At 59.3% G+C, this 26,680-nt stretch carries 26 protein-coding genes and 1 tRNA gene; 20 read left to right on the forward strand and 7 right to left on the reverse strand.

The features are described from left to right. The first annotated feature begins 12 nt into the window (after positions 1 to 12). Genes petA through J7392_RS22905 form a run of 3 tightly spaced genes read left to right on the forward strand, consistent with a single transcriptional unit; the run spans position 13 to position 3,389 of the window. Positions 13 to 573, forward strand: coding sequence for a ubiquinol-cytochrome c reductase iron-sulfur subunit (petA, locus tag J7392_RS22895; protein ID WP_209219594.1), 561 nt, complete (start codon positions 13 to 15; stop codon positions 571 to 573). A gap of 15 nt (positions 574 to 588) precedes the next feature. Further along, positions 589 to 1,932 carry a cytochrome b gene (petB, locus tag J7392_RS22900; RefSeq protein WP_209219596.1) on the forward strand — a complete coding sequence of 448 codons (1,344 nt, stop codon included), beginning with the start codon at positions 589 to 591 and terminating at the stop codon, positions 1,930 to 1,932. Between the two features lie 11 nt (positions 1,933 to 1,943). Then, entirely contained in the window at positions 1,944 to 3,389 is a 1,446-nt protein-coding gene (locus J7392_RS22905; protein ID WP_247744736.1) for a cytochrome c1, read from the forward strand. A gap of 252 nt (positions 3,390 to 3,641) precedes the next feature. Here J7392_RS22905 and mtaB read toward each other — a convergent pair whose 3' ends face one another. Then, on the reverse strand, positions 3,642 to 4,895 hold the full coding sequence (mtaB, locus tag J7392_RS22910; RefSeq protein ID WP_209219600.1) for a tRNA (N(6)-L-threonylcarbamoyladenosine(37)-C(2))-methylthiotransferase MtaB: 1,254 nt from the start codon (positions 4,893 to 4,895) through the stop codon (positions 3,642 to 3,644). Continuing rightward, positions 4,892 to 5,725 (reverse strand): diaminopimelate epimerase, encoded by an 834-nt coding sequence (dapF, locus tag J7392_RS22915; protein ID WP_209219630.1) that lies wholly within the window; start codon positions 5,723 to 5,725, stop codon positions 4,892 to 4,894. Before dapF ends, mtaB begins: the two co-directional genes overlap by 4 nt. 104 nt (positions 5,726 to 5,829) lie before the next feature. Between dapF and J7392_RS22920 the strand changes: the two genes are divergently transcribed. Then, positions 5,830 to 5,905, forward strand: a tRNA-Lys gene (locus tag J7392_RS22920). A 62-nt stretch (positions 5,906 to 5,967) separates the two neighbouring features. On the opposite strand, the gene J7392_RS22925 is transcribed toward J7392_RS22920, so the two are convergent. Genes J7392_RS22925 through J7392_RS22940 form a run of 4 tightly spaced genes read right to left on the reverse strand, consistent with a single transcriptional unit; the run spans position 5,968 to position 10,305 of the window. Then, positions 5,968 to 6,816, reverse strand: a complete 849-nt coding sequence (locus J7392_RS22925) for an ABC transporter permease (RefSeq protein WP_209219602.1) — start codon at positions 6,814 to 6,816, stop codon at positions 5,968 to 5,970. Positions 6,817 to 6,820: 4 nt separating this feature from the next. Next, positions 6,821 to 8,050, reverse strand: coding sequence for an ABC transporter permease (locus J7392_RS22930; RefSeq protein WP_348540727.1), 1,230 nt, complete (start codon positions 8,048 to 8,050; stop codon positions 6,821 to 6,823). 60 nt (positions 8,051 to 8,110) lie between these two features. Beyond that, entirely contained in the window at positions 8,111 to 9,154 is a 1,044-nt protein-coding gene (locus J7392_RS22935; RefSeq protein ID WP_067265759.1) for an ABC transporter substrate-binding protein, read from the reverse strand. A 59-nt stretch (positions 9,155 to 9,213) separates the two neighbouring features. Then, the gene (locus J7392_RS22940) at positions 9,214 to 10,305 is read right to left on the reverse strand and encodes an ABC transporter ATP-binding protein (RefSeq protein WP_209219605.1); all 1,092 of its coding nucleotides are present in this window, start codon (positions 10,303 to 10,305) and stop codon (positions 9,214 to 9,216) included. A 250-nt stretch (positions 10,306 to 10,555) separates the two neighbouring features. Between J7392_RS22940 and J7392_RS22945 the strand changes: the two genes are divergently transcribed. The 15 genes from J7392_RS22945 to J7392_RS23015 all read left to right on the forward strand — a co-directional run bounded on the left by J7392_RS22945 (position 10,556) and on the right by J7392_RS23015 (position 24,754). Then, on the forward strand, positions 10,556 to 11,638 hold the full coding sequence (locus tag J7392_RS22945) for an FAD-dependent oxidoreductase (protein WP_209219607.1): 1,083 nt from the start codon (positions 10,556 to 10,558) through the stop codon (positions 11,636 to 11,638). A 118-nt stretch (positions 11,639 to 11,756) separates the two neighbouring features. Then, positions 11,757 to 11,936 carry a hypothetical protein gene (locus J7392_RS22950; protein ID WP_067265753.1) on the forward strand — a complete coding sequence of 60 codons (180 nt, stop codon included), beginning with the start codon at positions 11,757 to 11,759 and terminating at the stop codon, positions 11,934 to 11,936. 75 nt (positions 11,937 to 12,011) lie between these two features. Next, positions 12,012 to 12,407, forward strand: coding sequence for a response regulator (locus J7392_RS22955; RefSeq protein ID WP_209219608.1), 396 nt, complete (start codon positions 12,012 to 12,014; stop codon positions 12,405 to 12,407). Positions 12,408 to 12,661: 254 nt separating this feature from the next. Further along, on the forward strand, positions 12,662 to 13,849 hold the full coding sequence (locus J7392_RS22960) for an integrase arm-type DNA-binding domain-containing protein (protein WP_209219609.1): 1,188 nt from the start codon (positions 12,662 to 12,664) through the stop codon (positions 13,847 to 13,849). A gap of 73 nt (positions 13,850 to 13,922) precedes the next feature. Further along, a complete protein-coding gene (locus tag J7392_RS22965; protein ID WP_209219611.1) occupies positions 13,923 to 14,153 on the forward strand; it encodes an AlpA family transcriptional regulator in 231 nt (76 codons plus the stop codon). A 750-nt stretch (positions 14,154 to 14,903) separates the two neighbouring features. After that, complete coding sequence (locus J7392_RS22970) at positions 14,904 to 15,083, forward strand: AlpA family phage regulatory protein (protein WP_209219612.1); 180 nt, start codon at positions 14,904 to 14,906, stop codon at positions 15,081 to 15,083. 112 nt (positions 15,084 to 15,195) lie between these two features. After that, positions 15,196 to 15,564 carry a hypothetical protein gene (locus tag J7392_RS22975; RefSeq protein WP_209219614.1) on the forward strand — a complete coding sequence of 123 codons (369 nt, stop codon included), beginning with the start codon at positions 15,196 to 15,198 and terminating at the stop codon, positions 15,562 to 15,564. A gap of 103 nt (positions 15,565 to 15,667) precedes the next feature. After that, positions 15,668 to 16,096, forward strand: a complete 429-nt coding sequence (locus J7392_RS22980) for a hypothetical protein (RefSeq protein WP_209219632.1) — start codon at positions 15,668 to 15,670, stop codon at positions 16,094 to 16,096. Next, a complete protein-coding gene (locus tag J7392_RS22985) occupies positions 16,096 to 17,274 on the forward strand; it encodes an AAA family ATPase (protein WP_209219615.1) in 1,179 nt (392 codons plus the stop codon). The genes J7392_RS22980 and J7392_RS22985 overlap by 1 nt, the downstream gene beginning before the upstream one ends. Before the next feature lie 188 nt (positions 17,275 to 17,462). Next, positions 17,463 to 17,909 carry a DUF5681 domain-containing protein gene (locus tag J7392_RS22990; protein ID WP_168613537.1) on the forward strand — a complete coding sequence of 149 codons (447 nt, stop codon included), beginning with the start codon at positions 17,463 to 17,465 and terminating at the stop codon, positions 17,907 to 17,909. 223 nt (positions 17,910 to 18,132) lie between these two features. After that, positions 18,133 to 18,423 (forward strand): hypothetical protein, encoded by a 291-nt coding sequence (locus J7392_RS22995; protein ID WP_209219617.1) that lies wholly within the window; start codon positions 18,133 to 18,135, stop codon positions 18,421 to 18,423. 343 nt (positions 18,424 to 18,766) lie between these two features. Next, positions 18,767 to 19,339 (forward strand): hypothetical protein, encoded by a 573-nt coding sequence (locus tag J7392_RS23000; protein ID WP_209219619.1) that lies wholly within the window; start codon positions 18,767 to 18,769, stop codon positions 19,337 to 19,339. Continuing rightward, entirely contained in the window at positions 19,339 to 20,535 is a 1,197-nt protein-coding gene (locus J7392_RS23005; protein WP_209219621.1) for a hypothetical protein, read from the forward strand. Before J7392_RS23000 ends, J7392_RS23005 begins: the two co-directional genes overlap by 1 nt. Beyond that, on the forward strand, positions 20,535 to 22,205 hold the full coding sequence (locus J7392_RS23010; RefSeq protein WP_209219623.1) for a hypothetical protein: 1,671 nt from the start codon (positions 20,535 to 20,537) through the stop codon (positions 22,203 to 22,205). The genes J7392_RS23005 and J7392_RS23010 overlap by 1 nt, the downstream gene beginning before the upstream one ends. Next, entirely contained in the window at positions 22,202 to 24,754 is a 2,553-nt protein-coding gene (locus tag J7392_RS23015) for a hypothetical protein (RefSeq protein WP_209219624.1), read from the forward strand. Before J7392_RS23010 ends, J7392_RS23015 begins: the two co-directional genes overlap by 4 nt. A 400-nt stretch (positions 24,755 to 25,154) precedes the next feature. On the opposite strand, the gene J7392_RS23020 is transcribed toward J7392_RS23015, so the two are convergent. After that, the gene (locus J7392_RS23020; protein ID WP_209219626.1) at positions 25,155 to 25,415 is read right to left on the reverse strand and encodes a hypothetical protein; all 261 of its coding nucleotides are present in this window, start codon (positions 25,413 to 25,415) and stop codon (positions 25,155 to 25,157) included. 325 nt (positions 25,416 to 25,740) lie between these two features. On the opposite strand from J7392_RS23020, the gene J7392_RS23025 reads away from it, so the two are divergent. Continuing rightward, entirely contained in the window at positions 25,741 to 26,109 is a 369-nt protein-coding gene (locus J7392_RS23025) for a response regulator (protein WP_209219628.1), read from the forward strand. Positions 26,110 to 26,680: the final 571 nt, after the last annotated feature.

A 26,680-nucleotide genomic window follows, 5' to 3' on the forward strand; every position in this document is an offset into this window, starting at 1 on the left:
TGGAGTAAACCCGTGTCCCAAGCAGAAGAACACGCAGGCACCCGGAGGGATTTCCTGTATTACGCGACAGCCGGTACAGGTGCCGTCGCCGTTGGTGCCGCCGTCTGGCCGCTGGTCAACCAGATGAATCCCTCTGCCGACGTAAAGGCGCTGTCGTCCATTCGTGTGGATGTGTCCGGCGTCGAAGTCGGGACGCAGCTGACTGTGAAATGGCTGGGCAAGCCGGTGTTCATTCGCCGCCGCACCGAAGCCGAGATCGAAGAGGCAAGCGGTGTTGATGTGTCCAGCCTGCCTGACCCCATCGCGCAGAACGCCAACCTGGGCGGCGACGTGCCCGCCACGGACGCCAACCGCGCCTTGGACGAAAACGGCGAGTGGCTGGTTCAGATGGGCGTCTGCACGCACCTTGGCTGCGTGCCTTTGGGTGACGCTGGCGACTTTGGCGGCTGGTTCTGCCCCTGCCACGGGTCGCACTACGATACCGCGGGCCGCATCCGTAAAGGGCCGGCGCCGCGCAACTTGCCGGTGCCTGTCGCCGAATTCGTGGACGAGTCCACGATCAAACTGGGTTAAGGGAGCGGAAGAGAGATGTCTGGAATTCCTCACGACCATTACGAGCCGAATTCGAACGGCGAAAAGTGGCTGCACCGCCGCCTTCCCATCGTTGGCCTGTTGTACGACACATTGATGATCCCCACGCCCAAGAACCTGAACTGGATGTGGATTTGGGGCATCGTGCTGACCTTCTGTCTGGCACTGCAAATCATCACCGGCATCGTTCTGGTGATGCACTACACGCCGCATGTCGATCTGGCCTTCGCCTCGGTCGAGCACATCATGCGTGACGTGAACGGCGGCTATATGATCCGCTACCTGCATATGAACGGCGCATCGCTGTTCTTTATCGCGGTCTATGCCCACATCTTCCGTGGTCTCTACTACGGTTCCTACAAGGCCCCGCGTGAGATCACATGGATCATCGGCATGTTGATCTACCTGCTGATGATGGCCACCGGCTTCATGGGCTACGTTCTGCCTTGGGGTCAGATGTCCTTCTGGGGCGCGACCGTGATCACCGGCCTCTTTGGCGCGATCCCCTTCGTGGGCGAGGGTCTTCAGACCTTCCTGCTGGGCGGGCCTGCCGTGGACAACGCGACGCTGAACCGCTTCTTCTCGCTGCACTATCTGCTGCCCTTCGTGATTGCGGGCCTCGTGGTGCTGCACATCTGGGCCTTCCACACCACCGGCAACAACAACCCCACCGGGGTTGAAGTGCGCCGCACCTCGAAAGAAGACGCCAAGAAAGACACGCTGCCCTTCTGGCCCTACTTCGTGATCAAGGACCTCTTCGCGCTGGCCGTGATCCTGACGCTGTTCTTCGCTGTCGTGGGCTTTATGCCGAACTACCTCGGCCACCCGGACAACTACATCGAAGCCAACGCGCTGGCGACACCTGCACATATCGTGCCGGAATGGTACTTCCTGCCCTTCTACGCGATCCTGCGGGCCTTCACCTCTGAGGTTTGGGTCGTGCAAATCGCCTCCTTCGTGACCGGTGGCATCATCGACGCCAAATTCTTCGGCGTGCTGGCGATGTTCGGGGCGATTGCCGTGATGGCGCTGGTGCCGTGGCTCGACACCTCCTCCGTGCGCTCGGGCCGGTATCGTCCGATGTTCAAGTGGTGGTTCGCCCTCTTGGTGATCGATTTCTTCGCCCTGATGTGGCTGGGTGCGATGCCCGCAGAGGAGCCCTATGCGACCTTCTCGCTGATCGCAGCAACCTATTGGTTCGCCTATTTCCTCGTCATCCTGCCCCTCTTGGGCGTGATCGAGAAGCCCTTGGCGCAGCCTGAAACCATCGAAGCCGACTTTGACGCGCATTATGCGCCCAAGGCAGGCGGCACCAAGACGCTTGTGAACCCGGCGGAATAAGGATCATGACCATGATGAAGACCAACCTCCTTTCTGCCGTGGTCACTCTGGGCCTCGCCCTGCCGGGAACGGCAGTGCTGGCACAGGACACGGCGACGGAAGAAGAACTGCTGACCACTCCGGCGGAAACGCCGGAGGCCGAAGCGGAACCCGCGCCTGCCGAAGCGCCGGTAGCGGAAGAAGCGCCCGCCGAAGCGCCGGTAGCGGAAGAAGCGCCCGCCGAAGCGCCGGTAGCGGAAGAAGCGCCCGCCGAAGCGCCGGTAGCGGAAGAGGCACCTGCCGAGGAAGCGCCGGCTGAAGCCGACGTGACGGTTGTCGAGCCCGAGGCCGAAGCGGCCCCGGCTGAAGAGCCTGCGGTTGAGGCGGCCCCCGTCGAGGACGCCACCACTGAAGAAGCGCCTGCTGAAGAGGCGCCGGCTGCCGAGGTGACAACTGAGGAGGCACCTGCCGAAGAGACCGCCACCGAGGATGCAGCTGACGCGGAAGCACCTGAAGAGGTCTCCGCCGAGGACGCAGCTGAAGCGCCCGCCGAGGAAGTTGACGCCACCGACGAAGTGCAGTCGACAGCCGAGGAAAACGCCGAAAACGAAGTCATCGCTGAGGATGACGTCGACGGGCAAGCGCATAGCGACGACCCCAATGTCGGTGTCATGGAAACCGATGATCACGGCGCGGACGACCATGCCGACGATCACGCGGGCGAAGACGGTCACGGCGACGAGGCCCATGATTCCCACGCCACGCCGCATATCGACGACATCGACTTTTCCTTCGATGGCCCCTTCGGTGGTTACGACGTAAACCAGCTTCAGCGCGGTCTGCAGATCTATACCGAGGTCTGCGCAGCCTGCCACGGTCTGGAATATGTCGCGATGCGGACGTTGGCGGACGAAAGCGGTCCGAACATGCCCGAAGAGCAGGTGATCGAATACGCCAAGGGCTATGACGTCTATGATGCCGAGCTGGACGATTTCCGCCCCGGCACCCCGGTCGATCACTTCCCCGGCTCCAACCTGTCCAACGCGCCTGACCTGTCGCTGATGGCCAAGAAGCGTGCCGCGTTCCACGGCCCCTATGGTCTGGGCATCAACCAGTTCCTCAAAGGGATCGGCGGGCCGGAGTATATCACTGCGCTTCTGACCAGCTACACCGGCAAAGAGAAAGAGCAGGCGGGCACGGTTCTTTACGAGAACACCGTTTTCCCCGGCGGCTGGATCGCCATGGCACCCCCGCTCTCCGATGGGCTGGTCGAGTTCGCGGATGAACATGGCAATGACGTGCAGCACATGTCCGAGGATGTCTCTGCCTTCCTGATGTGGACTGCCGAGCCGAAGCTGGGCGCACGCAAACAAGCTGGCTTTGCCGGGGTTGTTCTGCTCGGTCTGCTCTCGGTCCTGCTCTATCTGACCAACAAGAAGCTTTGGGCGCCGGTCAAGAACCGCCGCAAGGACGGCTGATCGAGCCACGGCTTTTGGAAATGAGAAGGGCGTCGGGAAACCGGGGCCCTTTTTTGTGGCCATGCGTAATGACGGCGGCCATCTGGCCTAAAACCTCTCAACAGGTTCCGCCCGGCGGAACACCGGGCATCGCCCTCCCTCCCCCCGGAGGGCGATTTGGCGAGGTTTCATGATGCGGAGTCGTTTCGAGTACGGCAGCCCTTCCGGCCACAGCCTCGTTCTATCGCCCCCGGGGAGGGGATGCCCTTCGCGCTAGGCGGTCAGCTGCGTTCCTGAAATTCCGGTGATCTCAGCCCGCACGATCTCCCCCTCAACCTGTGGCGCGGCAAAGCTCACCTCGGTGAATTGCGCCGTGCGGCCCATGTGGGGGTTCTCCATCAACACGTCATGCGTGCGCCCGACCTGCGCCTCCAGATGACGCTGTACCTGCCGCTCGCCAGCCGCGCGCAACCGTGCCGCACGCTCCTTGATCGCCGCACCATTCACCGCGGGCATCCGCGCCGCGGGGGTGCCGGGGCGGGCGGAGTAGGGGAAGACATGCAGCCATGTCAGGTCGCATTCCTCGACCAGTTTCAGGGAATTCTCGAACATCGCTTCGGTCTCGGTCGGGAAACCGGCGATGATGTCGGCGCCGAAGGTCATATCGGGGCGCAACGCGCGGGCCTCTTGGGCAAAGCGGATTGCGTCGTCGCGCAGGTGGCGGCGCTTCATGCGCTTGAGAATCATGTCGTCGCCATGCTGCAGCGACAGATGCAGATGCGGCATTAGGCGCGGTTCGGTGGCGATGGCTTGCATCAGGTTCTCGTCCACCTCGATCGAATCGATCGAGGAGATCCGCAACCGCGGCAGGTCGGGTCCCAGCTTCAGGATGCGCATCACCAAGTCGCCGAGCTTCGGCGTCGCCGGCAGATCCGCGCCCCAAGAGGTCAGGTCGACCCCGGTCAACACCACCTCGTTAAAGCCCTTGTCCACCAGCCGCTTGATCTGGTCCACCACCACGCCCGCGGGCACCGAGCGCGAATTGCCGCGGCCATAGGGGATGATGCAGAAGGTGCAGCGGTGATCGCAGCCGTTCTGGACCTGCACATAGGCGCGGCTGCGGGTGCCGAATCCGTCGATCAGATGGCCCGCGGTCTCGGTCACCGACATGATGTCGTCGACCTGCACGGTCTCGGTCTGGCCAATGAAGTCAGCCGCCATGCCTTGCCATGTCGCGCCCTGCATCTTCTCGGTGTTGCCGATCACGGCATCGACCTCGGGCATGGCGTTAAAGGTCTCGGGCTCGGTCTGGGCCGCGCAGCCGGTCACGATCAACCGCGCCTCGGGATGTGCCTTGCGCAGCTTGCGGATGTCCTGCCGTGCCTTGCGGACCGCCTCGGCCGTGACCGCACAGGTGTTGACCACCACGGCATTCTCGAGGCCTGCCTGTTCGGCGAGTTCCTTCATCGCCTCGGTCTCATAGGCGTTGAGCCGACAGCCCATGGTGCTGAAAATCGGCGCGCTCATGTCAGGCTCTCCAGAAATGCGGGGGTGAGGCTGCCGGAGAAGACATGCATCGTCGGCCCGGTCATCCAGACGCCATCCTCGCGCCAGTCGATATGCAGCGTGCCACCGTCGAGATCGATCTGCACGGCACGGCCCGTGAGGCCCCGGCGCGCGGCGGCCACGGCGGTGGCGCAGGAGGAGGAGCCCGAGGCGAGCGTCACGCCGACGCCACGTTCCCAGACGCGCATGCGGATGTGGTCCGGTCCGACGATCTGCGCGACCTGAACGTTGGTGCGCTCAGGGTAGAGCGGATCATGCTCGGCGCGGGGGCCGAGGTCGGAGAGGTCCACCGCTTCGGCATCCGCGACGAAGAAGGTGCAATGCGGGTTGCCCATGCCGGTGGCTGTCGGATCGCCGTCGATCGGCAGGTGCAGCGTGTCCATCTCACGCGCCAGCGGCACCTCGTCCCACTTTAGCTGCGGATGGCCCATGTTCACCGAGGTCAGGCCACCCCCGGCGTCTTTCGCTGCCAGATCGCCCCGCGCGGTGGTCAGATGCAGCGAATCGCGGCCTGTGTCGTCCATCAGATAGCGCGCGATGCAGCGGGTGGCGTTGCCGCAGGCGGCGGAAAGGGAGCCGTCGCTGTTGTAAAAGGTCAGATGCGCGTCGCCCGTGCCGCGCGTGATCACCGCAAGCTGATCGAATCCCACACCAAATTGCCGGTGCCCGATGGCCTGTGCCATCGCCGGGGTCACGTCGATTCCTTCCGCGCGTGCATCGAACACGACGAAATCATTGCCAAGCCCATGCATCTTCATGAAGGGCAATCCGGGGGTCTGATCGCTGTACATTCGGCGCATATAACCCCGGCATGAAAACTAATCCAGCATCTCGCAAGATTTTCGTAATTAAGGGCTTGACCCTGCCGCCCGTAATTTCTAGTTACCCGCCTAGTGGGCCGTTAGCTCAGTTGGTAGAGCAACTGACTTTTAATCAGTAGGTCGATGGTTCGAACCCATCACGGCTCACCACTCACCCCCCTCCTTAAATGGTTATGGATCAGGTGTTTGGTGCCGCCCTAGGGTGGTTTCGCCTATTCCTGCCCGCGCAGCCGGGCCGAGCGTCGGCGCAGGGCTTCCAGCACAAAAAGCATCGTCGCCGAGAGCACCACCAGCAGCGTCGCCACCGCCAGAATCGTCGGGTTGATCTGCTCGCGCAGGCCCGAGAACATCTGCCGCGGAATCGTGCGCTGCTCTGGCCCTGCGAGGAAGAGCACCAGCACCACCTCGTCGAAGGATGTGACAAAGGCAAAAAGCCCGCCCGAGATCACGCCGGGGCGAATGAGCGGAATCACCACGTCCCAGAACACTTTAATCGGCGAGGCGCCGAGGCTCAGCCCCGCGACGAAGAGCGAGCGGTCAAAGCCGCTGAGCGTGGCGGTGACGGTGATGATGACAAAGGGCACGCCAAGGGCGGCATGGGCGATGATCAGCCCGGTGAAGGTGCCCACAAGGTTGAACTGCGTGTAGAAGAAGAACATGCCCGCCGCGATGATGATCAGCGGCACGATCATGGGCGACAGCAGCAACGCCGTGATCACCCGTTTGAATGGCATCCAGGGAGAGGAGAGGCCCACCGCCGCCAGCGTGCCCAGCACGGTGGCGATGCTGGCCGCCGCGATGCCGATGACAAAGGAGTTGCGGATCGCGATGCGCCATTTCTGATCATCGACGATCTCCTGATACCAGCGCGTCGAATAAGCGTCCGGGTCGAGCGACAGCATGCCTTGGGTGAAGGTGAAGAAGGGCTCGGCATTGAACGACAGCGGCATGATGACGAGGATCGGCAGCATCAGGAAAATCAGCACCAGCCCCGCCATGATGCGCAGGCCATAGTGCCCTGCCTTGTGCCAGATCGTGTAATAGTCGGGCAGTTGGCTCATGACGTCATCCCAGCTTGAGGTTGTCGGTGCCGACGAAACGGTCGAACAGCCAGTAGAGAACGAGGATCAGGATCAGCAGGAGCGAGCCCAAGGCCGCCGCCAGTTCCCAGTTGTTGGACACCTGCATGTGGAAGGCGATGATGTTCGAGATCATCTGCCCATCGGTGCCGCCCACCAGCGCGGGCGTGATGTAGTAGCCGACCGAGATGATGAAGACCAAGAGCGCCCCGGCAGAGAGGCCCGGCAGGCTCATCGGCAGGTAGATCTTGTACCACGCGCCGATGGGGTTCGACCCCATGGAGATCGCGGCGCGCATGAAGCTCGAATCGATCCCGCGCATCACCGCGTAGAGCGGCAGCACCATGAAGGGCAGCAGGATGTGGGTCATGGCGAGGATGGTGGAGAACTCATTGTAGAGCAGCTCGATCGGCTCATTGATCAGCCCGGCCCAGATGAGGGAGGAATTTACCACGCCCCCGGCTTGCAACAGCGCGATCCACGCGGTGGTGCGCACCAAGAGCGAGGTCCAGAAGGGCAGCAGGACAAAGACCATCAGGAAGTTCGCCGTCGCGGGGCTGGCCTGCGACATGTAGAAAGCCAGCGGATAGCCCAGCAGCATCGTCAGCCCGGTGATGATCAGCGCCATCTTCAGCGTCTTGGTGTAGAGCTGTTTGTAGATCTGTGTGTCGCGTTGGACGATGTCCCCATCGGAGTCGTATTCCATATCGACAGCGGTGAGGTAGTAGCTCGACGTATAGACCTGCCCGGCGCTGCGGATCGCGCGCCAAGTGGCGGGCTTGGCCCAACGGTCGTTCTTTTCCAGCAGCATCTCGGCGCCATTGGCGGCAAGCTCGGCATCCTCGGCGCGGCGCAGGCCCCGGGCGGTGGATTTGATGACGCTCGACATGCCCGGCAGGGCGCGGTTGATCTCATCGGCGAACCTGCCGGAGGTGCGGTTGTTTGCCATGCGCTTCATATCGATGGCCATCTGGGTGATGACCGCCGTGTCGGGCAGGCTCTCGCCCTCCCAGCCTTCGAGCATCTCCAGCGTTTCGGGCACCAGTTCGGCCACGGTGGGGTTGTAGACGCTGCGGAACAGCATCGTGGTGATCGGCGCGACAAAGGCGAAAAGGATGAAGAGCAGCAGCGGCACCACGAAAAGAAACGCCTGCAGGCGGCGTCTGCGCATTTGGCGACGGGCGTTGGCGGCGTCTTGGGAGGTGAGGCTGGACACGCGGTTACTCATCTATAGGGGTTGGGTGCCCCGCGCCCGGTCAGGCGCGGGGCAGGGGGCTTATTGCAGCAGCCATTCGTTGAACTTCTCGCCCAACGTCTCGCCATAGTCGGCCCAGAAGATGCCATCGGCTTTGACGCCTTCGTCAAGATGCGCGGTGGGCAGGTCTTGTTTCACGTCCTCGGGCAGCAGCGCTTGGGCAGAGGCGCGGGTCGGGCCATAGGCCACGTCCTGCATGCCCGAGAGCGGCACGGTGCCGGTGGCGAATTTGATGAACTCCATCGCCTCTTCTTTCTTCTCCGTGCCCTTCATGATGGCCCAAACGTCGAGATCATAGATGTGGCTGTCCCAGACGATCTCGAAGGGGGCGCCATCATCTTTGATCGCGGCGAAGATGCGGCCATTGGCGGATTGCACCATGGTCGCCCCGCCGTCGTTCAGCAGCACGGGGGCCTGCGACCAGCTGTCGTACCAAGTGATGTCGTCCTTGATGGTGTCGAGCTTGGCAAAGGCGCGTTTCTGCCCCTCTTCGGTGGCCAACACCTCATAGACCTCTTCCGGGGCGACGCCATCGGCCAGCAGCGCCCATTCCATGTTGACCTGAGGCCGCTTGCGCAAACCGCGTTTGCCGGGGAACGCCTCGGTATCAAAGAAGTCTTCGATGGTTTTGGGGCCTTCGCCGTTCTCGGTGTTCACGGCGAAGACGACGGACCAGACGATATTGCCCACGCCGCATTCATTGGCCAGCGCATCATCGATGAAGTCATCCGCCGCCGGGGTGCCATCGTCGCCATCGGGCAGAACCGATTGGTCGATCACTTCCAGATAGCCTTCGGCACAGGCGCGTTCGAGGTCGATCACCTCGATGTCGACGACATCCCACAGGATGTTGCCCGCCTCGACCTGCGCCTTCATTTCGGCCACGCCGCCGCCGTAATCTTCGAACAGGATATTGGTGCCGGATTTATCCATATAGGGTTGGATCATATGTTCCATCTGCGCGGCGCCATAGGCCCCGCCAAAGGACGTCACCGTCAGATCCTCGGCCAAGGCGGGGCTGGCGATCAGCGCCGCGGTGGCCAGATAACTCAGATGCTTCTTCATCGGTCTCTCCTTGTCATGTCCAGGTTTTATGCGGGGCCCCGGTTTGCCCCCGGTCGCCCTTAATTGGCAAAGGCGATGCAGTCTTTCGTCAGGGACAACAGCTGCGCCGTCGCGCCCTCTTCGAACTCGGGCGCGGACAGGTCGTTGAGCACTTTGACGATAATGTCGGTGCCGTCCGGCAGGCGGAAATAATAGCGGATAAAATCGCCCACATAGATGCGCGTGACAAAGGTCGCCGTCAGCGCGTTGTCATGGGCATGGGTTGTGGGATGGATGAACAGTTTCTCGGGACGGATCGAGACGCGGCATTGCGCGCCTTCGGTCAGCCCTTCGGAGGTCTGTGTGGTGATCGTGCCGGTATCGGTCTCGACCTTGGCGATCTCCCCCTCAATTCGGGTGACGCGGCCCTGCACGAAGTTGTTCTCGCCGATGAACTCGGCCACGAAGGCATTCACCGGCCGCTCGTACAATTCCGCGGGCGGGGCGCATTGCTGCACCACACCGTCGTTAAAGACGGCGATCCGGTCGGACATCGACAGCGCCTCGGTCTGGTCGTGGGTGACGTAGATCACGGTAAAGCCGATCTGCTTGTGCAGGCGGGTGATCTCAAACTGCATCTGCTCGCGCAGGTTCTTGTCGAGCGCGCCGAGAGGTTCGTCCATCAGGATCAGCGTCGGCTGGAAGATCATCGCGCGGGCCAGCGCCACGCGCTGCCGTTGCCCGCCCGAAAGTTGCCCGGGGCGACGGTCGCCAAAGGCCGAAAGCTCGACCAGCGACAGATACTCGGCCACACGCTCTTTGATATCCGCCTTGGACATTTTGCGCACGCTCAGCGGATAGGCGAGGTTTTCGGCCACGGTCATATGCGGGAACAGCGCGTAGTTTTGGAACACCATGCCGATGTTGCGCTTGTTCGGCGCGGTCTTGTTGATCGACCGGCCATTGATCGCGATATCGCCCGAGGTGACACTCTCAAACCCCGCCAGCATCATTAAGACGGTGGTTTTGCCCGAGCCCGAGGGGCCAAGAAGGGTGATGAACTCCCCCTCCTGCACATCCATGTCGAAGCCTTTGACGACGAGATTTTCCTGATCGTAGCTCTTCTTGACGTTATCGAAACGCAGAAAAGTCTCTGCTTTGGTGTCTTTCATTGTGTCGCGGCTCTCCCTGTCGCTGGGGGGAGTTAAACAGGTGCGATGATTCTAAACAATATGTTGCACCATTTAAGAGAATCGCGCCCTTCCCGGCGCTTATCGCATGGGCATTTAGCCCCCCGGTGATGGCAAGATCGGCGGCTTTCGCCACGTTCTGCGAGAAATCGGTGGTAGAGCACCTACGTAGAAAGCTGACCACGCGGGCAGACTGTCCGGCAGGCGAAACCGATCAAAAGGAGAGGCACCGATGGGCAAGCGTATCGCAATCGTAGGGGGCGGCTATCTGGGGGCCGAACTGGCCAAAGCGATGGACCAGATCGCCGAGGTGACCTTGATCGAGCCGCGCAGCCATTTCGTACATGCCTCCGCGATGATCCGCGCCGTGGTGCAGCCCAGTTTGGTCGAGGAATCGCTGATCCCCTATGACCGTTTGTTGAAACGGGGCCGCGTTGTTGCGGCGCGGGCGACTGCTGTCGATGGCGAGGGTGTCACGCTGGAGGACGGCACGCGGGTCGAGGCGGATTATATCGTCGTCGCCACCGGCTCGGACTATGCGACGCCGTTCAAGCCCAAGGGCGCAGATATCGACGTGCTGCGGGCCGCGAACCAAGAGACGCGTGAGAAACTGCTGGCGGCCAAGACCGTGGGCATCATCGGCGCGGGCGCTGTCGGGGTCGAGCTAGCCGGTGAGATCGCCCATGCCATGCCCGACAAAGAGATCACCCTGATCACCAAAGACGACAAGCTTTTTGCCGGAAAGCCCGACAGCCTCGGCGCCTCGCTGAGCAGGAAGCTGAAACGCGCCGGGGTGGAGCTGATCCTCGGCAAGAAGGCCGAAGGGCTCGCCTCCATGACAGAGCCCCATGCGGGCAGCCTCACCCTTGACGGCGGGGCGGAGCGGACATTCGATCTGATCTTCCCCGTTTTGGGCGCGCGCGCCGCGTCAGAATTGTTGAAGAACCTGCCGGGGGCTGAGGTCACCGCCGCGGAGCGGATCAAGACCGATGGCTATCTGCGCCCCTCATCCCTGCCCAATGTCTTTGCCGCGGGGGATGTGGCGGACCCCGGCGACAATATGACCATCGTTGCGGTCAGCCGGCAGTTGCCTTGGCTGAGAAAGACCCTCACCGGGCTGATCACGGGCCGCAAGCTGGCGGATATGAAAACCTATCGTCCTTGGGGCGCGGAGGCACCGATTCTGCTGCCCTTGGGGCCGGTGCGCGGCAATAGCTTTTTGATGCTCTTCACCGCGGGCGATTGGGTGACGCAAAAGATGAAGGGCGCGCATCTCTTTGTATCGAAGTACCAAAAGCTGCTGAACAGGCATTAGCCGCAGCCCGAGGGAGGGGGGCTCTATACCTAAGAATAGGGCGCTTATCCCGACGCCAGCAGGCATTGCGCGGCGAGATGTGTGAAGGTTGAGACAAGTCAACTCAGGAGCACAAGCCATGTCCATTCAGTTCAGCAACAGTTTCGACGCCGCCCAAGCCGTTAGCGAAATCACCCCGATCACCGCCTGCGTCAGCATGGGCAAATACGCGACCGCACAGGGGGAGCTTATCTGGCAAAGGGGTGAGATCGCCTGCGTGCGTTCCGACTCGGCGATGTTCGTCGGCAAACGCATTTAAGCATTCACGTCATATTAAGTCCCGCACCACTAGGGTGACCCTTGGGGCGTGATTAAAAGTGTAAGGCGGGGCGTGATGAACTGGAATGCTATCGTTATCGACGATTCTGAAATCGCGCGACAGTTCATTCAGGCGTCCCTCGCCGAGGTCGGGTTTTCCTGCGTGGCAGATTATGGCTGCCCCGCCCAAGCTCTGGTCGCGCTGGCGCAGAAGCGGATCGCGACGGATGTGATCATCACCGATTTCATGATGCCCGCAATGGATGGGCTTGAGTTCTGTAGCCATGTCAGGGGCCTGCCGTTCTATCGGGGCATCCCGGTCGTCATGATCTCGACCCGGAAAGACGCCGATCTGCTGCGCCGCGCTTTGGCGGCGGGGGCAAGCGATTGTTTGAAAAAGCCTTTCAGCCTGGCCGAGCTTGCTGCGCGGCTACAGCTTTGCCTGCAAAATGCGGGCGTTCGCGTCCAATAGGGCCGTGCGTGACCGGCGGTCGCAGCGCCCCCCGAGGGGGCCGCGTCGGGGCCGTTTAAGGCCTGATCTACAGACAATCATTTGTCGGGGAATATGGTGCCCAGGAGAGGCATTGAACTGATGTCTCATCTAGTGTCAGCCTGTTTCGATAATTCACCAAGTCGCTGTTTTTAATGTGTTTGGTTGTCTCAGCCTGTTTCATCCAGTCCCATGCTATGCTACATATAGGGGTGGATTGAGAGGGGGATAGAAAATTGGCGGCATTGAACAAGCTTTCTTCGGCCAAGGTCAGAGCCGCCCCTCCCGGCAAGTACTCAGACGGGGGAGGGCTATGGCTGGTAAAGCGCGAAGATGGCGGCGCTCAGTGGGTGCTGCGCGTTACTGTTCATGGTCGACGGCGTGAGATGGGTATTGGCAACCTTCAGGCTGTTTCCTTGAAAGAAGCTAGAGCGGCGGCAGAGAAGTGGCGGGCGGTGGTCAGAGAGGGCAAAGACCCAATTAAAGAGCGTGACCGGCAGCGGCGGCTAGCGGAGAGGGAGGATCACACGCTGGCTTCAGTTGCTCGTGAGGCGTTCGAATCTCGCAAGTCGCAATTGAAAGGGGACGGTAAGGCTGGCCGCTGGTTCTCCCCGCTCGAACTGCATGTGCTTCCGAAAATTGGTAAGGTTCCTGTCGAGGAAATCGACCAGCAGGATATCAAGAACGCACTAGAACCCATCTGGCACGAGAAGGCGGACACGGCCCGCAAAGCAATGAACCGCCTGAACATCACGCTTGAGCATGCAGCGGCTATGGGCCTCAATGTGGATCTTCAGGCAATCATGAAAGCGAAAGCGCTTCTGGGAAAGTCGCGTCACAAGGCAAAGAACATTCCCTACATGCCTTGGCCTGAGGTGCCAGCCTTTTACAAAAGCCTTGCTGAGCAGACGCCCACCCATCTTGCCTTACGCCTGCTGATCCTGACAACGGTTCGGTCATATGGAATCCGCTTTTGTCATTTGGATCAAATTGAAGGTGACGTATGGACTGTACCCGAAGATAACATGAAAGGGCAGGTGGGTGCCGTAACCGACTTCCGAGTGCCGCTATCGAAAGAAGCTCTCGCCGTCATTGATCTGGCGAAGCCGCTGGCGCGGGATGGATACCTGTTCCCCGGTGCTCGGAAAGGAGTGATTTCGGATGCAGCGATGAGCCGCCATATGGAGCGGCAGGGGTTGGAGGCTCGTCCGCATGGGTTCCGATCAAGCTTCAAGACTTGGTGCGAAGAAACCACTGACGTACCCGAAGTGGTTGTTGAAACGTCATTGGCGCATGTCGATGGCAACAAGGTTAAGCGGTCCTACCGCCGGACGGACCTACTGGAGCGCCGTCGCCCGCTGATGGCGCGTTGGGCGGATCACGTCACAGGCAAGAATGCCAGCAAGGTGATTAAAATTGCCTAATTCCCGTATCTTAAATCTTGTAGAAACCAAGTGCCGGTATGAATGGCATCATTCATTTAACAAAGAGATAACAATGACTGATAAAATTCTACGCTGCCGGGACGTACAGGAGGTGACAGGTCTTAGCAGGTCCACGATTTACCGAATGATGGACCGGAATGATTTCCCGAAAGCTACCAAGTTGGGTGTTCGTGCCATCGGTTGGCGTCAGAGCGTCGTGGCTGATTGGATTGAAGGGCGGTGCACTGGCAGAAGGATCGTAGACCGAGATGCAGCAGTAGCTGGAAATCGGGCGGGCATTTGAGAGTCTTTCGCGGAGTAAGAGGGTTTCTACTCCTATCAGTTGGTGGAGCGAGCAATGAGTGGTGAGAAAAGCTGGAGTACTAGGGGTGAGCTTGGCCCATTAGAGGAGTTTTGGCCTCGCCTAGTAGTCCAATTGGAGGAAGAAATAGAGGCTCTAGCCCTGCGACAGGCAAGCGGTGAAACCCGTGAAGAGCTGAGAGATTCGACACAGAGTTGGTGGACAACTGTTAGTGGTGCGCTTCGAATTTACTCTCAGTCCAAAGCACAAGGTATTCCTATTTATCCCGACCCGGTCTTCTTATTGGAGCGCCTAGCTAGGGTCGCGGAAGACCTCGGAAATGGCAATATTCCGCAAATAGTTCAGGACGCGGGCGACAATAAGCGGACGCGGTGGGGGAGAGAGCGCTTCGACATAGCGTATGCGATTTTCTATATCGACGCTTGTAAGGACGGTCGAATAGAGGATCGCGCATATAATAAGACTGTTAGCTCCACATACAATGTAACACCTAAAGCCGTGCGGGGGTGGCTTGCGTGCCGTGAAGAGATTTGCCGAGGTGTGCCTCACGATGGGTATGACGCAGAAAGGCTTACCAAAGAAATGAAGGAACGCGGACGCATCTATGCGCGGGTTGGTCGGGGCGCTCCTTCAGGTTAGTGAGGGGGAACCCTTCAGGGCTTACTGGGGTCGTCTGACATTCTTACTAAGGGCATGAAATAAGTGCTTCACCAACAATCGAAAAGGTGAAGCATGAAATACCTCAACCTTAATCAGCTCTCCGAAAAGATGGGTGGCCGCTCGCGGTCTTCAATCTATCGCGATGTCGATGAAAATCGCATTCCAGCACCGGTCAAGATTGGCAGTCGTTTGTACTGGCTCGAAAGTGCTGTAGATGACGCAATCACGGCTGCGCAATCACAAGCCGCTTAATGCAAACCCCCGCCCAATCCACAGGATCAAGCAGGGGTGCTAGTCATTCGACAGTCTTGGCGGACTACCCGAATGTTAGCCGCGCTTGGTCCAAAATTCAAGGACCGAATGTATGAGCATTATTACTAAGAACTTCATCCCCACCGAACGTCCCCCGGCGAATGCGCTGCGCGTAGAGCGGTGGAGTGACATGCCTTCCAACACTTCACCGGCTCGCTATGAAATCATCGGCGAAGACGGTCAGGCAAAAAGTTTCACCTTGGCAAAGGGGAACCGGATCATCCTAGACGCCCTGATCCAACAGCCCGTCTACTGCGCAAGCCCGGTGCGCATCTCTGACCGGGTGTGTATCTTACGCCGCGACTATGGGGTGCCGATCACAAAGGAGATGTATTCCAACGACACGGCCACGGACCGGGCCAAGTATGGCGTCTACTTCCTTGGTAAAGGGGTTCGCCGGATCGACGGGGGTGCAGCTTGATTATGGCCCTCAAAATCCAGATTGCCCGCTTGCAACGCCTTTATGGCCTGACCGCAACCCAAGCACGCCTTGTCGCTGGCCTGCACTACGGGGAGGGCGTGTAATGGACGGGTTGCATACGCCCGCGAACGACCGGGGCCATAGCGCCTCGGTCAACAGCACCGCCAGCCGCCTCGACAGCGTAGCCCGGTCTTTAGGCTATTGCTTGCAGCTTGATGACCTTGACGCATGGCTTGGCTTTGCAACGGTCCTGCGTGCCCGTCTCAATGTGCGTGAGCGGGTTGCGCTGGCCTACATCGCGCTACGGGCGCTGCCGAAAGGCCATGCGCACTCTGCCGCCGAAGCAGCTATCGGCATAGGTGCGGGCCAGCCCATCGCCCCCTTGTTCAACTACATGGATGAAGCCGCGTTCTGGGCCGATATGGCAGTCCCTGATGAGCGTGAGGCCTACTGCCTCGCCAGCTTCAAGGCGATGCCATACGAGCGCCAAGCGGCCTTCCTCGACTTTGTGCAGGGGAGGCAGGCAGCTTGATGCGCGATTTCACAGCAATGGCAGTGCAACTGGACCAGCACCGGGCGGAACACCCGACCGGAGACGACCGCTTGCCGACGCCTTTCATATGGCAAGACCCCAATAGTCTGCCCCGCCGCCCGTGGGTCTACGGGCGGCACCTTCTGCGTAAGCAGGTCGCCGTGACAGTTGCGCCCGGTGGCGTGGGTAAATCCTCTCTGACCATCGTGGAGGGTCTGGCGATGGTCTCTGAGCGTGAGTTGCTGGGGGAGTGGACAGCCAAAGGCTTGAACGTCTGGCTTTACAACCTCGAAGACCCGCGCGACGAGATGAACCTACGGATCACAGCAGCCATGCAGCACCATGACGTGCAGCCTGATGAGGTCGAAGGGCGCTTGTTCGTTGATACCGGGCGTGAGCGCGAGCTTTGCACGGCTGTTCCGTCTCGCGAGGGCGTCGTTATCGTGAAGCCTCAGATTGAAGAGCTGGCGCGAGAAATCGCAGAACGTCAGATTGATGTGATGGTCGTTGACCCGTTCGTGTCCTCCCATCAGGCGGGCGAAAACGACAACGTCGCGATTGATCTGATCGCCAAGGAGTGGGCGCGACTTGCCGACCGGTGCAATTGTGCGATTGAACTGGTTCACCATACCCGCAAGACCAACGGCGTAGAGGCCACCTCAGAGGACAGCAGGGGCGGCTCGGCCCTTCTGGCGGCAGCACGGTCTGGCCGGGTGCTCAACCGCATGACAGCGGACGAAAGAGAGCAGGCGGGCATTCAGCCCGATGACCTGACTACCTATTTCACCGTGACCCGCGACAAGTCTAACCTCGCACCCGTGGGCAAGCGCACTTGGCGGCGTATGGCGTCCGTCGAGCTAGCGAACGGTGAGAGCGTTGGCGTGGCCGAGGTCTGGGAATGGCCGGATACCTTCGACGGCTTCACCAGCAAGGACCTGATGGCCGTACAGCATGCCATTGAGGGTAAGCAACCGCGATACTCGGATCAGGCTGGCAGGGATTGGGCCGGTGTAATCGTCGCCGATGTTCTGGGGCTGGACGCAACGAAAGATAAGCGCCGGATCAAGAAGATGATTGAGGCATGGCTGCATTCTGGGGCGCTGGTGAAGGGGACCAAGACCGGCCCTATCAGGAAGCCAGTTCCGACCATCGAAGTCGGCGAGTGGGCTACAGAATGATGTGCGTCACCACCCCAGAAAAGCAGGTGACGCAGGGTGACGCAAACACCCTCCAAAACCACTGCGTCACCACCCCTCCCCCTAAAGGGGGGGGAGGGGGTGGTCACGCGCTCAGTTGGTTCTCGCGAGGTGGTGACGCAAACCGACCTGTCTCAGCAGCAAAAACGTTCTCAGGAAAGGCATTCGGCATGAGTAAAAAGAACGACCGAAACAGCGGCGCGAAAACGGGAGGTCGAAACGCGGACGGCACATTTGCGCCCGGCAATCCCGGCAAGCCCAAAGGATCACGGCACAGGGCCACACAGGCCATCGAAGCAATGCTAGAGGGCCAACAGGAGGCATTGACTCAATCGGCCATCGACAAGGCGCTTGAAGGCGACGTGACAGCACTGCGCCTTTGTCTCGACCGGATTGCCCCGGCTCGGAAGGATGCACCTGTATCGTTCGACTTGCCGGATATCGAAACGGCGGAAGACGCGGCCAACGCGGCCCGCTCTCTGCTCAAGGCTCTCGCCGAGGGTGAAGTGACTCCATTGGAAGCCGCATCCGTCATGGCGGTTGTCGAGCAGTTCCGCCGCACCTTGGAGACCACAGAGATTGAACGCCGGATCACAGCATTGGAGGCAGCAAAATGATAATGCAGAACCGCAGAGTAACAAGCTTAGAAGCGAAGGCTGGCACCGGTGTGGAGGTCGTCGCTGAAGTCGTTCGGGATTTCTACGTGCCATCCCCTGACGGCCCCCGAGCGACAGGTGAATACCATAACCGTCTGACCGGCGTGCATAGGCAGCTATCCAGCCATGCAGGTGAGAGCAAAGCAGCCTTTGAGCGCCGCGTTACAGCACAGGAGACAAAGCAATGAGCATCGAAAGACGTGTAAGGAAGTTGGAAGGCCCGGAAGTGCGTGCCGATAGCGACATGCCTGAGTTTATCTTCCTCGTTGGCATTGAGGCGGTCGTCTCAGATGACGGCGGTGAAGGCCTTGCTAGTCAAGTAAAGGTAAGCGCCTCGACGGAAGAGCCGCAGAACTTTCATGCCTATTGCCTGAATCCAAAGTGCGAAGCGCGTGAACATGCGAAGCACAACGGCGAAACGCTAGAGCAAATGCAGAGCCGTCTGTCGCGTGAGCACAAGGGGATGGTGGCATGACCCTGAATAGACGCCTCACAAAGCTAGAGGGCGGGCCTACTGAGCCGATGACGGTCTTTGCTACAGTGCCGCCCCATTGGTCAGCATCTAAGTCTGCAAAGGCAATTGAGTTTGAGGCATTGGCCCAAGGTCACAAGGCCCCGTTTTTCACTTTCCCCATGCCACAAGAAGGGGCTGAGAAAATTGTGATAGTTGGAGCGGAGCAAATGGGCGACCTTGTCGACTACGTTGCTGAGAATGGCAGACAGATAGGTCGGTAGGTGAGTGCAGCAATCGGGGCGTGCAATGCTGATCATAATGGGGTATTATAATACCTCAGTAGTGGCAAGGAAGGGCGGACACAATGAGCTTTTTGCTCGGTAGCGAGAAATCATCGACGAAAGCCCCTGATTGGTGGGCGGAGCCAGCACGCGAGATGCTTCAGCGCTCTATCGACATCGGGAAAGCGGGCCATATGCCTTACGCAGGCCCCCAAGTGGCTGCCTTTGACCCGGCGCAGGTGGCAGCAATGCAGAACAACGCAAACGCGGCAAACGCTTTCGGCATGGAAAGCGCATTGCCAAATGTCTTGCAAGCGACAGACTACGGCAACGGCATCAGCGGTTATTCCTCGCTGCCCCTGTTCGATCAGCAAATGGATTGGATGAAGGAAAACCGGCCCGGTCAGTTGGACTTCTACAACAGCTTTTTTGTCGATCCCGTGACAGGCGAGAACGGCACGAACATGGGCCAGACGTTTGCACAACAGCAAGCACAACCGTTCTTCCATGACGGGCCAGCGAATGAGCGCGGCGGCTCTCCCGGTCACGGTGGCCGAGGCGGTGGCTTTGGCTTGGGCGATATCGCGGGCGCGGTTGGCGACTTCGCGGGTGACGTTGGCGACATTGCTGGCGGCGACTTCTGGGGGGGCTGGTAATGGCTTTGCAGGCACCGGGCGGCAACGTCTACAACACATCCGCAAACGCCTATAACGGCGCTGTGGGGGGCACTCAGGGCGCGATGGCGCAGAACGCTATGGCTCGGCCCATGCTTGGCGGTACAGCCACTGCAACGGCGAATAACGCGAACGTCACTAACGGGCAGGCTCAGGGCTATCAGGCTTTCACGGGCGTAGGCCAGCCGGGCTATGAGGCAGGCAACGCTTGGGGCGGCGGGTACACGGCAGCGACAATGGGGCCGGTGCGCGATGTAACGGCGGCTCAGTTGGCCAATACTGACATGAGCCAATACATGAACCCGTATCAATCGCAGGTGATTGACCAGACCGCAGCGGACATGGAACGGGCGCGTCTGATTGCCCAGAACCAAGCCGACGACGCTATGACAGCGGCAGGGGCGTTTGGCGGGTCACGTCACGGCATTGCCAACGCGGAGACAAACCGCAATTACTATGACCGTCTCGGCGCAACTCTCGGCGGGCTGTACAACACCGGCTATCAGAACGCGCAACAGGCGGCTTTCCAAGATATCAGCAACCGGATGCAGGGCGACCTTGCCAACCAGCAAGCGGACCTGACCACGGGCCAAGCCAACATGAACGCGCAGAACCAAGCGCGCATGACGGGGGCGAATAACTCGCTTGCGGCATCCCTTGCCAACGCTCAGGCGCAGACAGCACTTGCCGGGCAGCGGATTGGGGCGGAAAACACCGCGCGGCAGTTCGGTGCCAACGCCAACAACCAGATGAGCCAGTTTAACGCGCAGTCGGCAAACGATATGGCGCGCTTTAACAGCGGGTTGCAGTCGGACACATCGCGCTTCAACGCGGGCGCGCGCAACGACATGGCGCGGTTTAACAGCGGCGAGTTCAATAACTTCCAGCAAAACCAGTTTAACAACCAGATGACTGGCGCTCAGCAGTTGGGGGGATTTAGCTCCCTTGGCTTCCAGATGGGCAACACCATCTCGGACCGACAGGCCGCAGACGGTGCGCAAGCGCGGCAGCTACAACAGCAAATTATGGACGCGGCGCAACGCCAGTGGGCCGATTATACCGGAACGGCGGCGACTGGCTTGGCTGGATTGCAACAGGGTGTTGCTGCCGGCAAGACTTCGACTAGTACATCAGAAAAGCAAGGTGGCCTTCTAGATTTCTTGGGGCCGTTCCTCTGATGGGTTGGCTCCGATACAACAACAAGGGCGCTATTCGCAGCCAGCCCCTTTCAACTAAACTAGTGGACGCGCTTTCGTACCTGCCTGAAATGGGTATTGAAATGCACGTTTTTAGCGGTGGGCAGGCTCCGAAGGGGTCCGGTGGACCGCGTACAGGATCGACACGACATGACCACGGGCATGCGGCTGATGCGGACTTTTACTATCAAGGCCGTAAGCTGGACTGGAACAACCCGGAAGACGTGCCAATCTTTCAAGATATCGTGCGTCGCGGCAAAGCTCGTGGCCTTACTGGCTGGGGTGCGGGCGACGACTACATGCGCGCAGGCCGAGTGCATGTCGGCTTTGGCAATCCCGGCGTCTGGGGCGCAGGCGGCAAGGGCGCAAATGCTCCCAACTGGCTGAGTGAAGCCTTTCACGGCCATCCAAATCACATTCACCAGCCGAACCAAGATATTGCTGACGCCGCTATGACAGCGATTGGAAAGGCACCACGAACCCAGTCAAAACGCGCGCCTACTGTCTCAACGAGCGGTGGCTCAATTCTTAGCAGCTTTGACACTATGGAGGCTCCGACTATGGAACCAGAAAAAGCAGGCGGTATTCTCGGAAGCCTATTTCCTAACATGACAGCAGACCGCGCGGACAAAATCGCAATGGGCCTCATGGGTGCGACAGTTAATCCGAATATGGCAGGTATCGCAGCCCGGCAGAGTTCACTGGAGGCACGGCGTGAAGACCGCAAGGAAGCGCAGGCGAAAGCCCTTTCCCAGCAACAGGCTAACAAGACGGCGCAATGGTTAGGACGCGAATACGGCGAGGATGCAGCAGGGGCGTTCCTAAGTGGTGTACCGTTAAGCCAAGTAGTCGCCCACTATAGGAATGAGTCCGCAAAGCCGATTCAAATCAACGGCCAGCTAGTGGACCCGAACACTTACCAAGTTGTTGGTGACTACAGAACACCGAAGGGTGATGAAGCTTCCGAGGCAGAGCGGGAAATTGCCCGGCTAGAAAGCATCGGCATCCCGCGTGACGTGGCAATCCGGATCAAAGAGGGTGTCTACAAGACTTCCGTCGACCCCGTCACCCGTGAAGTTACGGTGATCGACCTTTCGTCGGGCCAACCCGTATTCAGGGCCGACACATCTGCACCCGAAGTGGCTCCAATAGTAGACCCTAACCCAGCACAGGTCGGGCCTGAAGCAAGTGACGCTTTTGGCATAGAAGGCATCCTAAAAGGCGGCATTAACTCAGCCGCCGACTTTCTAGGCGCAGATATGCCGTTTGATGGGGTGAAGAAGACGCAGGCGGACTTCGCAGTCCTGCGTGAGAACTTGGTGAACGATATTACGCAAGGCTACGGCCAGCGTGTACCAAGTTGGCTGATGCAGAATATCCAAGACCTGACGCCGAAAACCGGAACCTTCTCCGGCCCCGGTGACGCACAGTCGAAACTCGGTGCCCTGGAACGCAGTTTTACTCAGGAGCTAGGCACGGTTCGACAGCAGCTTGGCGGACCAATCTCTCCGCAACAGCGTCAGGTTCTGACCAACCGGGAGGCGGCGTTGAACGCGGCCCTTGGGAAGGTCACGGGCGCGCTGGCAAGGTTCGGCAGCAGCGACGGCGGGAACAAGACCAGTAGCGGCGTAACATGGAGGATTGAGCAATGAGCGAGATCACCCTCAACGTCGAAGGTCGGCGAGTAAAAGTCGATGAGGCCTTTCTCCGCCTCACCCCTGAACAGCAGGAGGCCACGGTGGAGGAAATTGCCGCGTCCTTGGGGCCAAAGGACGATTCCGGCCTGATGGGGCAGTTGAACCAAGGAATTGCCAACAGCGCGGGCGGTATCATCGACCTGATCAACCCATTCGATAAGCCCCATGCCCTCAACCCGTTCAAGGAAGGCACTGGTTCGGCCAAGGTGGGCATAGAGGCGGGAATGGATGCTATCGGGGTCAATCGGGCCACGACAGAGCCTGATACGCTGATGGAGAACTTCGCACGCGGTGCAGGTGAGGCGGCTGGCGCAGCGCCGGTTGGCGGAGCAGTTGCAAAGGCCCTCTCCGGTGCAGGTGGTCTTCTTGGCAGCATCGCTGACGACGCCTCGCAAGCAATGAACACAACACGCGGCGTAGTGTCGGAAATGTTTGCCGGGGGCGGTGCGCAGGCTGGCGCAGCGCATGCCAAGGATGCGGGCGCGCCCGAATGGGTGCAACAGACGGCGGCTATCGCAGGTGGGGCAGGCGTGGGTGCTATCCCCGGCGCAGTTCGGTCTACACCTAGCGCAATTGGTGCGCGTAAGCTGACAAGCGCAGTGAAGACCGCAGCCATGCCTTACACCAACACGGGCGGCAAGGAGGTTGCACGTCAGCGGATGCAGGAACTGGCAGGCGGGCCAGAACGGGCGGCAGAGTTGGCACGGCACGTTGGCCCTACCGAAATTGGTCTTACACCGGCACAGCAGACCGGCGACCAGAACCTTCTAGGATTGGAGCAAGAGGCCATGCGTCGCGACCCGAACCTACGGGCGCGGATCGAGCAGCAGACTGAACAGGGTAAGCAGGTTGCAGCCCAGAACATTCGCAGCATGGGCGGCGATCCTGCGGACGCACAAGCTTTCTTCAACGAGCGCCGCAAGACATGGCGCGAAAACATCATTGGCATGGTGGATCGCGCGACAGAGGGGGCGCTGAGGCCTGCGGCCAAAAATAGCGAGATGATTAACAGCCAAGAGGTGTCGGAAAAGATCAAAGCCGCTGAGAATGCCGCTAGGGTGCAGGAAGCGAATTTGTGGGCCAGAGTGCCGCGAGACACCAAAGTAGGCACTACAGCGGCCCGGCAGAAGGCGCACGCCCTTATTGCGCAGACACCGAAGGCACAGAAGGACGATATCCCGCGTGTGGTCCAAGAACTGCTCGGCCCCACTGCCAACAATGGTTTTGATGAGTTCGAAACCGTTGGCGAGATGCACGGCCTTTATAGCAAGCTGCGCGAGGTAGCCCGCGCTGCACGTAGCGGCAACAACCAGCAGCGTAATATGGCGCGCATCGCTGATGAAGTTGCGGACGCGGTGTTAGAAGACATGGGCGCAGGCGCAGGTGTCACAGAAGCCGGGAGAGCTATCGACAACGCCCGCGCATTCTCAGCCGAAATGCACGAAGTCTTCAGTCAGGGTGTTGTGGGCAAGCTCTTAAAGCGCAGCATCGACGGGGACAGGACGATTGACCCCGGCCTAACGCTTAATCGCTCGCTTGGCCGGGGCGGCGCGACCGGTGCGGTGGGTGCGGACGATATCCAGAAAGCAGCGGGCAGTTCAGCCGATCCGCAGATGGAGGACTTCGTCACTGGCCTCTTCAACCGGTCTGCATTTAGCCCTGACGGGGCGTTTAACCAGCGTGGCGCGCTGTCCTTCATGCGCGACAATGGAGAAATGTTGCAGCGCTTTCCCTACCTGCGTGATACCCTTGATGAAGCAATTAAAACGCAAACGCGGGCATCGAACGCAGCGGACCGAGGCGCGCGTGCCTTGCAAAATGCAAACAGCCCCGCCAAGTCGGTTACAGCAGCATTTACGCAGGGGCCTTCGGAGACCGCGATTGAAACGGTATTTAAGGCAAAGAGGCCGTCGGTCGCGGCGCGTGAACTTGTCGCCACCGCGCGAAAGGACGCGTCTGGGAAGGCTATGGATGGCCTTAAAGGCTCTTTTGCTGATTACGTGATCCGCAAGAGCACCGATGCCAACGGCCTCAATGGCGATGCGATGCTGCGCCTCCTGCAAACACCGGAAACTGCTGCGACCCTGCGGACAGCTCTGCCAAGTGCGGACCTCAACCGCATGAAGATGATCGGCACTGAACTGCGGAAACTTCGCGATGGGAGGAAAGCCGCGCCAGATATCGGTGGACTATCACCGCGCTCGCCAAACAGGCTGATTGAAATGGCGGCACGGGTTATCGCGGCAAAGCAGGGGGCCAAGATGGGCGGGGGTAGTAGTGGGGCCTCGATCCAGACGGCCAACATGGCGTCTAGCCGCATGAAGGGCATTCTAGGCAGTCTGCAAAATGACAAGGCTGAGAAGCTGCTTATCGATGCGGTGTCGGACCCTGAGTTGTTCAGACTCCTGCTGGTTGATCCCGGTACCGTGAAACTGACGCCGAGGCAAAAGAGCCGCCTTGCGCCTTATTTTGCGGGGACAGCCGCAGCGATGGGGGCGGAGTGATGCAGTGGACCCCTGACACGTTCTCAAGAGACGACCCGGCGAATGTGCTAGGGTTCTTCACGCCCCAAGACGTTACACGATTGCGCTGTAGTGTTCTGGGGAGATATCTGCACGAAATTCAGCCGCCACACACAGTGGGTATGTACAACTGCTATCTGGCGCAGGTGAAACCCGCTGTTGAAAGAACGCAAGAAACGGAAAACGTGCACGCGGAGCTTTGGCTCTACGCACTGGCTGCTAGGACGCTATCATTTGAAGTCGAGCAGGGATTTGTGGGCGCGCTTAGCCAGCTACTATTGCCGCCATCAGAAACTCCAAGTCCTCAACTTGCACCCATGGGCCGAAAGTTGCAGGGCGATGCCCATTGAAGAAATTACCCATGGCGCGATGGCTAGAATCTTCAGTTTGGTTTGGGATCGGCTTCTCCGCTTGCTGCTTGGCGTGCAGCTTCTCCAGCCATATCAAGTGCGTGGTTAATTGCATCGCGTAGGGCAATCGCGGTGGTGATAGAACACCTGAGGTCACCAATTGGCATGTTGTTTGCGGTCACTCCGCTCTTGTCGGCTGTTAGGCGTGTCGCCGTAAGGTCGAGTTGAATGATCCCATTTGCATGACCATAGGTGCTTACACCATCGAAAAAAACTAGCTCGCGGCTTTCCATAAAATCGCTCCCAAAAAATGAAACTAGAGGTTCACCGCCAAACGGCGATTCTGCAACTAGCGGTTTGGGAACTTAGTGCCCTGTCAGCGTTTGGTGGGTGCAGGGCCACTTTAATCTGAGGATTCACAGGTAGTGCCAGTTTGCTTACTCTGGGGCGTTGCATACGGGGAGCTACTTACAAGACTCAGAATGCAAACGCCATTATTTCGCCTTAAACATATAAAATATCAGGATGTCTTTGTAGATTTGGTGACTTCTATAATCGAACCTAGTAAGTGCGGAGACAGGGCGGAATTTTAAATTTTAGCAATTTACAGTGGCAAATATGATCAAGGTACTGCTAGTTGAAGATCAGCCTGATATTCTTGAAATCACCAAAATTTCCTTGGAGCTCTATGACAGTTTCGAGGTGTGCGAATGTAGTTCCGGGGAAGCTGCACTCTCCAAGGCAACTGAATTCAATCCAGAAGTTCTTTTGCTCGACTACATGATGCCAGATATGTCAGGCCTTCAAACACTCGAAAAACTAAGGAAACTTCCAGGCCTTGCAGATGTTCCGGCTATCTTTCTGACAGCCAGGGTTGGCGAGCATGCCGAATGCGAAATGCTGGCAGCTGGTGCAATAGAAGTTATTACCAAGCCATTCAGGCCCAGAGAGCTTGGTGCTCGGATCAGAGCCGCAATAGCGCGATGACTTGCTAACAGTAGGCTTTCAAAAGAGCCGCCTGAACACCCGAACTGCATGATCGTTCGTTTGAGCTTATGACATATGATCAAGCAGGAGCACTACAGACAGGACAGCGGCGATCCCTGCGACGTATAAACGGAAGAAATTCATGTCACTACCTCCACATCGGCAGGCTAGTTAACTTGTTCTGTATTGACCAGAGGCAATTTCAGGGTGAGTCAGAATGAGCTCGCTGACCCTTAGCGGGTGCTCAGCGATGCAGCATATTTCTGGCAACTGGTTAGCAAAACACCGGAGAAAAGTATCGCAACATCGGAGAAATTCGATTTCCGAAGTTGTGTTACATTCTTCCGGTGTTTTCGTACTTAACTTCACGAGTAACGGGGGGAGCACCACCACTCACTCGGCTCAACAAGAGGCTGCATGTGCAATAAATGACAGCAGGAAATTCGTAAACCTCCGGCGGCGGCCGTCTGATCTCGGGTTCGATCCGATGATAAGTCCGACCTTATGTCCGACTTTATCAACCGCCCTCAAATCGAAGTTCTTTCCGCTGCCGATGGTGATCGCCGCCGGT

The organism is Sulfitobacter sp. R18_1, assembly GCF_017743915.1.
GTDB lineage: Bacteria > Pseudomonadota > Alphaproteobacteria > Rhodobacterales > Rhodobacteraceae > Sulfitobacter > Sulfitobacter faviae.